The following is a 10,940-nucleotide window of genomic DNA, read 5'->3' on the forward strand; positions in this document are numbered from 1 at the left end:
GTTGAAGGCGGCCAACAGGATAGGTGTGCCTGTTGCTGCCTGAACAGGCAGGCAGTGCCTCATGATGAGGCACTTTAAGGGGACTTTAGGGGTAGCTTGTCTACTTTTTACGCAAAAACAGCCGGAATATGATGAAGCATGTTCCGGCTGTTTGTTGGCGTGGGGTTTTGCAAAGGTCTCGGCCTTATATAAAGCATCTTAATAAATAATGTTCTTGCCGTAGCCTTCGAGAATTTCTTTGATATGCAGCACGGTTTCTTTGGGCGGCGGCTTTACTCCCTTAAGTTTGTATTCGTCGCCGCACAATTCCCATTTGTGCGCGCCCAGTTCGTGATAGGGCAGCAGCTCCACGGTTTCGATATTTTCCATGTTGCCGATAAACTCGCCGAGCAGGTGGGCGGAACGGTCGTCGTCGGTATAACCCGGCACGAGCACATAACGCACCCGCGTAGGCTGGTTGCGCTCGGCCAGATAGCGGGCGAATTTCAGCGTTTTGGTGTTGGGAATGCCCACCAGCACTTGATGGATTTCGGGGTCGATTTGTTTTAAATCGAGCATCACGAGATTAGTGTGGTCGAGCAGGTCGTCGAGAATATCGTCGTAATGCAGCGCGTAGCCGTTGGTGTCGAGGCAGGTGTGGATGTTGTGTTCCCAACAGGCTTTGAACCAATCGCGGATAAACTCGTATTGCAGCAACGGTTCGCCGCCGCTAGCCGTTACGCCGCCGCCGGTGGCTTTCAGGTAATGGCGGTAAGACAATACCTGCTTCATCACCTGTTCCACCGTCATCTCTTGCGCCTTATCGGTATGCATGTCCCAAGTGTCGCGGTTATGGCAATAGAGGCAGCGCATCAGGCAGCCTTGCATAAACAGCACGAAACGCAGGCCGGGGCCGTCGACGGTGCCGCAGGATTCGATGGAATGGATAATGCCTGTGCCGTGGTAGCCGCGGTGTCCTTCGTGGTGCGGATTTTCTTCGGCCTTGATGGTGTAGGATTGCATAGGGTTGCCTTGTTGGTTTTTTAGCAAATACAAGTTTATTTACTATATGGTGGCGGTTGTTTTTTCAGACGGCCTTGATGCTGCTTGAAGCCGTCTGAAAAAATGCCGGGCTGCAAACCCGGCATTGTTGCGGTAAACCCCGAACCGGATTACATGTTGGCTGTAAAGGTGCGGGTAATCACGTCTTGCTGTTGTTCGCGGGTCAGCGAGTTGAAGCGGACGGCGTAGCCGGATACGCGGATGGTCAGCTGCGGATATTTCTCAGGATGTTCCATCGCGTCCATCAGGGTTTCGCGGTTGAGCACGTTCACGTTCAGGTGTTGGCCGCCTTCGATTTCGCCGGCTTCGTGATGGAAATAGCCGTCCATCAAACCTGCCAGATTGCGTTCGCGCGATTGTTCGTCTTTGCCCAATGCGCCCGGCACAATCGAGAAGGTGTAGGAAATACCGTCTTTGGCAAATTCAAACGGCAGTTTCGCCACCGAACTCAACGAAGCGACTGCGCCGTTCACATCACGGCCGTGCATCGGGTTGGCACCCGGTCCGAACGGAGCACCTGCGCGGCGGCCGTCGGGCGTGTTGCCGGTTTTTTTGCCATACACCACGTTGGAAGTGATGGTCAGCACGGATTGGGTCGGAATCGCATCGCGGTACATCGGATGGGTGGCCACTTTTTTCATAAAGCGTTCCACCAAATCGCAGGCGATGTCGTCCACGCGGTCGTCGTTGTTACCGAATTGCGGGTATTCGCCTTCGATTTCAAAGTCGATGGCGATATTGTCTTCATCGCGGATCGGTTTCACTTTGGCGTATTTGATGGCTGATAACGAGTCGGCCGCTACCGACAAACCGGCGATGCCGCACGCCATGGTGCGCTTGATGTCGCGGTCGTGCAATGCCATCAATGCGGCTTCGTATGAATATTTATCGTGCATGTAGTGGATAATATTCAACGCAGTAACATATTGGGTTGCCAGCCAATCCATGAAGCTGTCCATTTTGGCCATCACGGTGTCGAAATCCAACACTTCGTCCAAAATCGGCTCTGATTTCGGGCCTACTTGGTCTTTCGATTTCTCGTCCACACCGCCGTTGATTGCATACAGCAGGGTTTTGGCCAAGTTGGCACGCGCACCGAAGAACTGCATGTGTTTGCCTACCACCATCGGGCTGACGCAGCAGGCAATGGCGTAGTCGTCGCTGTTGAAGTCGGGGCGCATCAAATCGTCGTTTTCGTATTGGATAGACGAAGTGTCGATGGATACTTTGGCACAGAAATGTTTGAAGCCTTCCGGCAGTTGCTCAGACCACAACACGGTAATGTTCGGCTCCGGAGACGGGCCCATGTTGTACAGCGTATGCAGGAAGCGGAAGCTGTTTTTAGTAACCAGCGTGCGGCCGTCCAAACCCATACCGCCGATGGATTCGGTTGCCCAAATCGGGTCGCCTGAGAACAATTGGTCGTATTCGGGCGTACGCAGGAAGCGTACCATACGCAGTTTCATCACCAGATGGTCGATCAACTCTTGGGCTTCGCTTTCGGTCAGCGTACCGTTTTGCAGGTCGCGCTCAATGAAAATATCCAAGAAAGTGGCTACACGACCGAACGACATGGCCGCACCGTTTTGCGATTTCACGGCTGCCAGATAAGCAAAGTAAGTCCATTGAACGGCTTCGCGGGCATTTTTGGCCGGGCCGGAAATATCGAAGCCATAGCTTGCAGCCATTTCTTTCATTTGAGCCAATGCTTTGTATTGGTCGTTGATTTCTTCGCGGCGGCGGATTACATCTTCCAAGTTTTTACCGGCTTCCAAATCAGGTTGCAGCGAATTGAATTGGTCAACTTTATCGGCCATCAAACGGTCGATACCGTACAAGGCTACGCGGCGGTAGTCGCCGATGATACGGCCGCGGCCATAGGCATCGGGCAGGCCGGTCAGCACGCCTGATTTGCGGCAGCGGCGGATATCGGGCGTATAAACGTCAAACACGCCTTGGTTATGGGTTTTGCGGTATTTGCTGAAAATTTCGGTAACGGTAGGGTTCAGTTCTACTTCGTAGATTTTGCAGGAATCTTGAACCATTTTCAGGCCGCCGAAAGGCATGATAGAGCGTTTCAAAGGCTCGTCGGTTTGCAGGCCGACCACGGTTTCCAACTCTTTGTCGATATAGCCGGGGCCGTGGCTGGTAATGCCGGAAACCACTTGCGCATCGATTTTATACGGTGCATGGGTGCGGTTTTCTACTTTGATGCCTTCCATCACTTCTGCCCACAGTTTAGTGGTGGCTTCGGTGGCAGGGGCTAAGAAATCGCCTTTGCCTTCATAAGGGGTGTAGTTTTTCTGAATGAAATCGCGCACATTAATGCTGTTTTCCCAGCCGCCCGATTGAAAACCGGCCCAAGCGGCAGGACGCTCTTGTGTGGTGGCTGTCATATTCAAACTCCTTAATTTTCAAATAGAAAAGAAATAGGCATATTTGTTGGCTATGGGCAGAATAGCACTTATTCAAGAAGTTTGGATGTTGATTTGTATGGAATAAAATTACTTATTGATATAGGTCAGGTAACAGAATGTAGTTTTTAAAATAATGTGCTTCTGAACTACAAAAAGAAAGTCGGCAGGCGTAAAATAGAAAATTATGCTGTGCGTTTGATTCAGGGTTGGAAGTCTGTCGGTGTGGATTAACTACATGCTGCACAATGCCCATCCATCAACCAATAAGGCCGGATAGCTTATGTATCAAAGCTATCCGGCCTTTATTTGAAATAAAATTACGGCAAAAGTTTGCCGGGGTTCATGATGTTGTGAGGATCAAGCTGGGCTTTGATGGCACGCATCAGGGCGATTTCGGTTTCTGTACGCACGCTTGGCAGCCAGTGGTTTTTTACCTGTCCGATGCCGTGTTCGGCGGCAATTGTTCCGTTGCTGGCCAAAACATGTTCATACACGATGGTGTTCACTTTGTCTTCATACTCATACACTTGATTGTCCAAAACATGCGGCAGAAATGTATTGTAATGAAGGCTGCCGTCGCCCAAATGCCCGAACACTACAATCCGAATATCGTTAAAGGCCGTCTGAAGGGCTTGGGCGCAACGTTCCACAAAATCGGCTACCTGTGCAATCGGCACGGCGATGTCGTGTTTGATACTCGTGCCCAGATTGCGCTGTGATGCGGAAATATTCTCACGCAGCGTCCAAAGCTCATTGCGTTCGCTTTCCGAGTGGGCGATGACTGCATTTTCATACCCCTCGGCCATCAAAAATTCCGCCAGCAAATCGGTAAGGCTTTCGTGCTGAATGGAATCCGTTAATTCCAACAGCACATGCCACGCAGATTCTACCGGCTTGCCGATGCGGCTGAATGTTGAAGACAACTCTAAAGCATAAACGCTCGCCAATTCAAAACTGGTTAAGCGTTCGGCAAATTTGCCTTGAACAGCGGTGAGTAGCGCAACGGCTTGTTTAATGGAATCGACACCCACCCAAGCGGTTTCAACGGTTTGGGGGCGGGCAAACAGTTTGAGTGTTGCACCCGTTATCACGCCTAAAGTCCCTTCGCTGCCGATAAACAAATGGCGCAAATCATATCCGGTGGTATTTTTGTGCAAAGGGTGCAGATGTGAGATAAGTTCTCCGTTAGGCAATACCACTTCCAAGCCCAGCACCAAATCACGCATGGCACCGTAGCGCAACACATTCAGCCCTCCCGCATTGCAGGCAATATTGCCGCCGATTTGGCACGACCCTTCGCTGGCAAGGCTCAAAGGAAACAGCCTGCCGGCAGAGGCCGCGGCTTCTTGAACGCATTGCAAAACCGCACCGGCATCTACCGTTATGGCATTATCTGCCGGTTCAATATGGCGTATGCGGTTGAGCTTGGAGAGATTGAGCAATATGCCGCCGGAGGGAACAGCCGCACCGCACAAGCCGGTGTTGCCTCCTTGGGGCGTAACCGGAACACGGTGTTCAAAGCAAAAACGCATCACTGCCTGAACAGCGGCAACGTCGGCGGGTTGAACGATAAGGTCGGCAGAGCCGGTATAACGGCGGCGTTGGTCTGTCAGCAAAGCCGAACCGTCTTCGAGAATTTCAGCGGGAGAAAGTATGCCTTGAAAGGCTTGTTTAATGGCTTGGGGATTCATAATACGCAAAGAGGCCGTCTGAAAAAATGTATCGAATAATAAGCGAAAGATTATGAAGTTAACGCCCGGATTAAGTTTTACCGCAAATCAACTTAACTTGCTCGTTGCTGCACCTTAGCTCAAAGAGAATGATTGTGGGAGCTGCTAAAGCGGCAGCCGAATCGGTTTCGTACTACGCATACTGCTTGCGGCTTGCCGGTTTGTATCAAAATAGGGTTGTTTGCGGTAAACACGGAAATTGTACGATGATTGCCGATTGTTTGCAGGTTTAAGATTGTGAAAAAGCAAAAAGCAGGATACTTGTGTATCCTGCTTTTTGCTGTGATTCTGAAAAACAGAAATTAGTTGGCGGCAGAAGCAGCTGCAGAAGCGGCAGCAGAAGCATTTTCGGCAGCTTGAGCAGCAGAAGCGGCTTCGGCAACAGCGGCAGAAGCGTCTTTAGCACCTTCGGCAACAGCTTGTTTGGCATCAGAAGCAGCTTCAACGGCAGCTTCTTTAGCTTCAGAAGCAGCTTCGGTAGCAGCAGATGCAGCTTCAACTACGGCTTCAGAAGCTTTAGCGGCAGCGTCTTGGGCTTTGCTGGCATTGTCGCCACAAGCAGCCAAGAACAAAGACATCAAAGCAGCGGCAAACAGAGATTTTTTCATTTTAAATACCTTTTAAATCGACTTAAAAATTAATTGTTAAACGTCGGGAATCGACCCCGGTTTGTTGTAGAAATTCATTGCTGAATTTTGCTAATTATGCCCGACCCTAAAAGCCAATGCAATGTAACCAGCCATGATGTTCGGCAAGAATATGGATGCTTAGTCATATTAACGCGCCGATTAGTTCAATAAACGGTGCAAATTTTTGCTTTTTTTATGTAATAAAATTCAAATTTGCATTGAAATTTCAAAAAATTAATATGTTTTATAACAATAAAAACTATTTTTGCGGGTATTACGCATTTTTTTGCTATTTTTTGTGGTTGGTAGTAAAAAAACAACATGTTTATGGAATAAAAGGCTGTGTTTGATTGATTTTTTATTCAAAATAACATACCCGTTGCCTCTCGGAATATGTATTAATGTGTTAAAATCGATTCACATTTTAAAACTGATAGGACTTCACGGCATGGCCATCCAAAAAAATTCTGTTGTTTCGCTCCATTATGAAATGTTTGATGCGAACGACCAACTTCTCGATAAAACCGAACAGCCTATTGTTTATCTCCACGGCGGTTACGACGGTATTTTCCCTTTGGTTGAAGAAGCGCTGCACGGTAAGGAAGTGGGCGATGTTGTAGATGTGGTGCTCGCTCCCGACGATGCTTTCGGCGAACAAGACCCCGAGCTGGTGCGTATTGAAGATGTTAATGTTTTTCCGGTTGAGGTTGAAGTAGGCATGATGTTTGAAGCCGACGATCCTGAAACCGGCGACGTATGGGTGTACCGTGTAACCGATGTGGCCGACGGTAAAGCCGTGGTAGATGGCAACCACCCGCTGGCGGGCATGAAAATCCGTTTCAAAGCCACGGTTGAAAGCGTGCGTGATGCGGAGCCTGAAGAAATCGAGCACGGCCATGTTCACGGCGAGCACGGCCATCACCACTAAATGATTCCGCCGGCCTTGAAAACTGTGGTGTGCACGGCAAGGCTTCGGATATCAATAAAATACCCGATTCTTTATTGAATCGGGTATTTTTTGTGCAGAGATTTTTTATGGCAAATAAACTTTATTTCTGCTGCGGCGTTGCTGCCTTGTATCAAAAATAAGTTTATTTGCTATATACGGAAGAGAGTACACAAGTTTTAAGCCGTCTGAACGTTTTCAGACGGCCTCATGTTTGATGGTGGGTGTCGGGTTAAGATTTGAGTGCTTTGGCTTCTTGTTCGGCTTTGTATTTGCGCAGGTAGGCCAACGCGGCGGCTTTTTCTTCTTCGTTGCCGTATTGCAAATCTCTTTGGGCGCGGCGGTAGGTGGCGCGTTCTTGGGCGTCGGCAAGCTGTTGGGCTTGGTAGGCTTCGCGGTTGGCGGGGACGACGCGCTGGGCTTGTTGCGCTTGGGCGCGTGCCATGGCTTGGGCGATTAAGTCGGCAGGGTTGAATGCGGGCTTGGGAGCGGTTGCGTTTGGGGCGGTTTGTGCTTGTTTTGCAGCGGCTTCACGTTCGGCGAGATAGGCGCGTTTTTCTTCTTGGTCGCGTGATTTGCGGGCTTCGTGCCAATGGTAACGCTTGCGGGCGTGTTCGGCGGCGGCAAAGCGGGCTTCGTTGCTGCTGCTCAGAAAACGGGCTTGGGGCAGATGGTCGGCTTCAACCGGCTGCATGTAGATGCAGTCGACGGGGCAGGGGGCGACGCAGAGGCCGCAGCCGGTGCATTCGCTGCTGATGACGGTGTGCATGTGTTTGGATGCGCCCATGATGGCGTCGACGGGGCAGGCGCGGATGCAGGCGGTGCAGCCTATGCACACGGATTCGTCTATCCAAGCGAGTGCTTTTTCTTGGATTTTGGCCGGTGCGGCGGGCGGTTTGCCGAGCAGGGCGGAAATGTCGAGCATCACGGTTTCTCCGCCGGGGGCGCACAGGTTGATGTTGGCGGAACCGTCGGCCAATGCTTCCGCATAGGGCAGGCAGCCTTGGAAGCCGCATTCTCTGCATTGGGTTTGCGGCAGGATTTGGTCGAGGCGTTGGACGAGGTTCATGGCAGTCGGCTTCGGATGGTTTGTTTTATGTGTTTGATATTCATTAGTTTATCGGTTTTTGGCGGGCTTTGCTTGCCGAATGTTTCAGGCCGTCTGAACCATATTTTCAGACGGCCTGATGTTCGGGGCTGCCTTACTTCACATGAGGTGCAATGATTTGCAGCATTTGGCCCAATACTTTCGGGTTGCCGGCCACGATGTCGCCGCTTTCCAGCCAGCTTTCGTTGCCCTGCATGTCGGTTACGATGCCGCCTGCTTCCTGCACCAGCAACGCTCCGGCAGCGATGTCCCACGGTTTGAGGTTGAACTCGAAAAAGCCGTCCAAACGTCCGCAGGCTACGGCGCACAGGTCGAGCGCGGCGGAACCTTCGCGGCGGCCGCCGGCGGTTTTGGCCAAAAAGTCTTTCAGAATGGCGAGGTAGGTGTCCATCATGCTTTGGTCGACAACCGGAAAGCCGGTGCCGATTAAGCAGCGGTTGAGTTCGATGCGGGAAGAAACGCGGATGCGGCGGTCGTTCAGCAATGCGCCTTTGCCGCGCGAAGCCATGTATAAATCGTTGCGTTCGGGGGCGTACACCAATGCTTCCTGCAACACGCCTTTGTGCAGCAGCGCCATAGAGATGGCATATTGGGGATGGCCGTGCAGATAGTTGGTGGTGCCGTCGAGCGGGTCGATAATCCACTCGTATTCGGCAGTGGATTTGCCTTGCGAGCCGCCTTCTTCGGCGGTGATTTTGTGATGGGGGTAGGCTTCTTTGAGCGCGTCGACCAAAATGGCTTCGGCGGTGCGGTCAACATCGGAAACAAAATCGTTAAACGCTTTGCTGTCGGTTTTAACGGCATCGAGGTTACGCGATGCGCGGATCATCATATCGCCAGCTTTGCGCGCGGCTTTGAGGGCGGTGTTTAAAATCGGGTTCATGGCATTCTTTCTAATCGGGTACAATTAAGGCAAAACGTAAAACGCTGCGTTTACGCTGTTTCCAATGTTGTTAAAGAGCATTCAGACGGCCTTGAATGCCGTCTGAAAAATATTCAGGCGCACATTATACCCCTGTTCCGAAAATAAAACATGATGAATCCCAAACCCGCCGTTCCCGCTTATCTCGACAATATCCATATCGTGCTCGCCCGCACCAGCCACCCTGCCAATATCGGTTCCGCCGCCCGCGCCATGAAAACCATGGGGCTGCACAAGCTGACTTTGGTTGCGCCGCAACTGATTGCCACGCCGATGACCGAAAATCCGCCGCTGTTCGATGCCGCCAAGCCGCAGGATTTCAAACTGCCCGAAGAGAGCTTCGTGCTGGCATCCGGCGCGGCGGACGTGTTGGAAAACGCCCGTATCGTGGGCACTCTCGACGAAGCGTTGGCGCACACCACCCTGAGTTGCGCCTTAACCAGCCGCAAACGCGAACTGACCGCGCCGCTGCAAACCCCGCGCCAACTCGTGCCCGAATTGCTGCAAGCCGCTTCAGACGGCCAACAGGTTGCGCTGGTGTTCGGCAACGAAACTTTCGGCCTGAGCATCGAAGAAGTACAAAACTGCAACCGCCTGATGACCATCAACGGCAACCCCGACTATTTCTCGCTCAACCTCGCGCAGGCCGTGCAGGTGGTGTGTTACGAACTGTTCAGCCAAACCGATATGCCGATGACGCATTTGCAGCAGGACACCCGACCGGCCACCCACGAACAGATTGCCGGCATGGTCGGCCATATGGAAAGCGTGATGAACGACATCAGCTTTTTCAACCGCCGCAACAGCGAACGCTTGATGCGCCGCATGCAGAATCTGTTTATGCGGGCGGATACGCAAACCGAAGACATCGATATCCTGCGCGGCTTTTTGAATACCGTGAAACGCAATTTGAAAGATTAATCGTTGAGGCCGTCTGAAATGTTTTCAGACGGCCTCAATATCAATGTTTATTATTAGGTAGGTTTATCCGTGCCTTTGCTGTGCTTCCGATGTGCATGGGCAAGGCGGTAGGGAAGCGCTGTTTACAAAATGTTTTGGAATCGGAGTAGGGATATGAAACGAGCGTTGTTAATAGGGTTGGCGTTGTGGCTGTCGGGTTGCACGGCCATGCTGTGGGGCGATGACAGCAAGGCGGTTCAGCAGGCGGTAGGTACAGACCGCATTCATGCTTTCGGTGTAGCAAACGAGACGGCGCGCGGGCAGTTGAGTCCGGGCGATTTGGCGATGATGGGCGAGCAATACTGGTATGTGGTTCCCGGCACGAAAGCTGAAGATTTGCGTGCGGTGCTTAACGCCGGCCTGCCTGCGCGTTTTCACACGTTTGACAGCGACGGCAAAGAAATTTCCGCCCTGCGCGTGATGGTGCGAGGTTTGGACGACAACGAATTCAGCAGCGATTTTTGCCTTCGGTATCCGGCGGATGCAGCGGCGAAAGACAAGCTGGAAGCGCTGGAGTTTTATCAGCGCAAAGGGGGCGAGTATGAGCGCTGTTTTGTGGTGCAAGGTTATCTTTACCGCAGTCCGAAGCAGGTTGCCGTGGATTACCGCTTTGAGGAAGCAGTGCCGGTCGAGTTGTTCAAATTGGAACGCCGCCCGCGCGGCGGTGTGGCACGTACCATCGGCAAAGTGTTGCTGACACCGGCGGCGGTGGCAGCCGATGCAGTGGGCGCGGTAACGGTATATCCGGCGGCCTTGCTCGGCATTAAGGCAAGCGGCGGCTTGAAGGTAATACGGTGATGTGTTGGGTGTTGCCGAAAATAAATAGCTCTTTGGGTTAGATTTAAGCTGAAAGGCCGAGACCTTTGCAAAACCCCCATCTGCGGCGCATTTCTGCGTTGCGCGCTGCTCGCTCGTTTGCCTATCTAACATATGATATGTCTGCACTCGCTGTGCTGCTACGCCTTGAACTGCATCCGCATCTGAGGGTTTTGCAAAGGTCTCAGGCCGAGACCTTTGCAAAACCCCACGCCAACAAACAGCCGGAACATGCTTCATCATGTTCCGGCTGTTTTTGCGTAAAAAGTAGACAAGCTACCCCTAAAGTCCCCTTAAAGTGCCTCATCATGAGGCACTGCCTGCCTGTTCAGGCAGCAACAGGCACACCTATCCTGTTGGCCGCCTTCAAC

General features: G+C 51.8%; 9 protein-coding genes and 1 pseudogene. 4 read left to right on the forward strand and 6 right to left on the reverse strand.

Features of this window, described 5'->3' with window-relative positions:
* Positions 1-198 precede the first annotated feature (198 nt).
* The 4 genes from pflA to AKG43_RS11160 form a co-directional block, all read right to left on the reverse strand.
* The gene (pflA, locus tag AKG43_RS11145; protein ID WP_054600619.1) at positions 199-1,002 is read right to left on the reverse strand and encodes a pyruvate formate lyase 1-activating protein; all 804 of its coding nucleotides are present in this window, start codon (positions 1,000-1,002) and stop codon (positions 199-201) included.
* A gap of 149 nt (positions 1,003-1,151) precedes the next feature.
* On the reverse strand, positions 1,152-3,437 hold the full coding sequence (gene pflB, locus AKG43_RS11150; RefSeq protein ID WP_054600620.1) for a formate C-acetyltransferase: 2,286 nt from the start codon (positions 3,435-3,437) through the stop codon (positions 1,152-1,154).
* A 338-nt stretch (positions 3,438-3,775) separates the two neighbouring features.
* Positions 3,776-5,149, reverse strand: coding sequence for an FAD-binding oxidoreductase (locus tag AKG43_RS11155; RefSeq protein ID WP_054600621.1), 1,374 nt, complete (start codon positions 5,147-5,149; stop codon positions 3,776-3,778).
* A 341-nt stretch (positions 5,150-5,490) separates the two neighbouring features.
* The gene (locus AKG43_RS11160) at positions 5,491-5,796 is read right to left on the reverse strand and encodes a hypothetical protein (RefSeq protein WP_054600622.1); all 306 of its coding nucleotides are present in this window, start codon (positions 5,794-5,796) and stop codon (positions 5,491-5,493) included.
* Between the two features lie 469 nt (positions 5,797-6,265).
* On the opposite strand from AKG43_RS11160, the gene AKG43_RS11165 reads away from it, so the two are divergent.
* The gene (locus tag AKG43_RS11165) at positions 6,266-6,745 is read left to right on the forward strand and encodes a peptidylprolyl isomerase (RefSeq protein ID WP_054600623.1); all 480 of its coding nucleotides are present in this window, start codon (positions 6,266-6,268) and stop codon (positions 6,743-6,745) included.
* Positions 6,746-6,995: 250 nt separating this feature from the next.
* On the opposite strand, the gene AKG43_RS11170 is transcribed toward AKG43_RS11165, so the two are convergent.
* Both AKG43_RS11170 and AKG43_RS11175 read right to left on the reverse strand, forming a co-directional pair.
* Positions 6,996-7,832, reverse strand: coding sequence for an RnfABCDGE type electron transport complex subunit B (locus AKG43_RS11170; protein ID WP_054600624.1), 837 nt, complete (start codon positions 7,830-7,832; stop codon positions 6,996-6,998).
* Positions 7,833-7,965: 133 nt separating this feature from the next.
* Positions 7,966-8,754, reverse strand: coding sequence for an inositol monophosphatase family protein (locus tag AKG43_RS11175; RefSeq protein ID WP_054600625.1), 789 nt, complete (start codon positions 8,752-8,754; stop codon positions 7,966-7,968).
* A 150-nt stretch (positions 8,755-8,904) separates the two neighbouring features.
* Here AKG43_RS11175 and AKG43_RS11180 point away from each other — a divergent pair, with 150 nt between their 5' ends.
* The 3 genes and pseudogenes from AKG43_RS11180 to AKG43_RS13445 all read left to right on the forward strand — a co-directional run.
* On the forward strand, positions 8,905-9,714 hold the full coding sequence (locus AKG43_RS11180; RefSeq protein ID WP_156300669.1) for an RNA methyltransferase: 810 nt from the start codon (positions 8,905-8,907) through the stop codon (positions 9,712-9,714).
* A gap of 153 nt (positions 9,715-9,867) precedes the next feature.
* Entirely contained in the window at positions 9,868-10,551 is a 684-nt protein-coding gene (locus AKG43_RS11185) for a hypothetical protein (RefSeq protein ID WP_054600626.1), read from the forward strand.
* A 65-nt stretch (positions 10,552-10,616) separates the two neighbouring features.
* Positions 10,617-10,766: pseudogene (locus AKG43_RS13445) on the forward strand (lipoprotein signal peptidase); the annotation flags it as partial.
* Positions 10,767-10,940 lie beyond the last annotated feature (174 nt).

The sequence above is a fragment of the Neisseria sp. 74A18 genome (genome assembly GCF_001308005.1).
Lineage (GTDB): Bacteria > Pseudomonadota > Gammaproteobacteria > Burkholderiales > Neisseriaceae > Neisseria > Neisseria dumasiana.

Coding starts and splice junctions, on each gene's coding strand:
- AKG43_RS11165 (WP_054600623.1), top strand. CDS start 6,266: ATGGCCATCCAAAAAAATTCTGTTGTTTCGCTCCATTATGAAATGTTT.
- pflA (WP_054600619.1), bottom strand. CDS start 1,002: ATGCAATCCTACACCATCAAGGCCGAAGAAAATCCGCACCACGAAGGA.
- AKG43_RS11180 (WP_156300669.1), top strand. CDS start 8,905: ATGATGAATCCCAAACCCGCCGTTCCCGCTTATCTCGACAATATCCAT.
- AKG43_RS11160 (WP_054600622.1), bottom strand. CDS start 5,796: ATGAAAAAATCTCTGTTTGCCGCTGCTTTGATGTCTTTGTTCTTGGCT.
- pflB (WP_054600620.1), bottom strand. CDS start 3,437: ATGACAGCCACCACACAAGAGCGTCCTGCCGCTTGGGCCGGTTTTCAA.
- AKG43_RS11155 (WP_054600621.1), bottom strand. CDS start 5,149: ATGAATCCCCAAGCCATTAAACAAGCCTTTCAAGGCATACTTTCTCCC.
- AKG43_RS11170 (WP_054600624.1), bottom strand. CDS start 7,832: ATGAACCTCGTCCAACGCCTCGACCAAATCCTGCCGCAAACCCAATGC.
- AKG43_RS11175 (WP_054600625.1), bottom strand. CDS start 8,754: ATGAACCCGATTTTAAACACCGCCCTCAAAGCCGCGCGCAAAGCTGGC.
- AKG43_RS11185 (WP_054600626.1), top strand. CDS start 9,868: ATGAAACGAGCGTTGTTAATAGGGTTGGCGTTGTGGCTGTCGGGTTGC.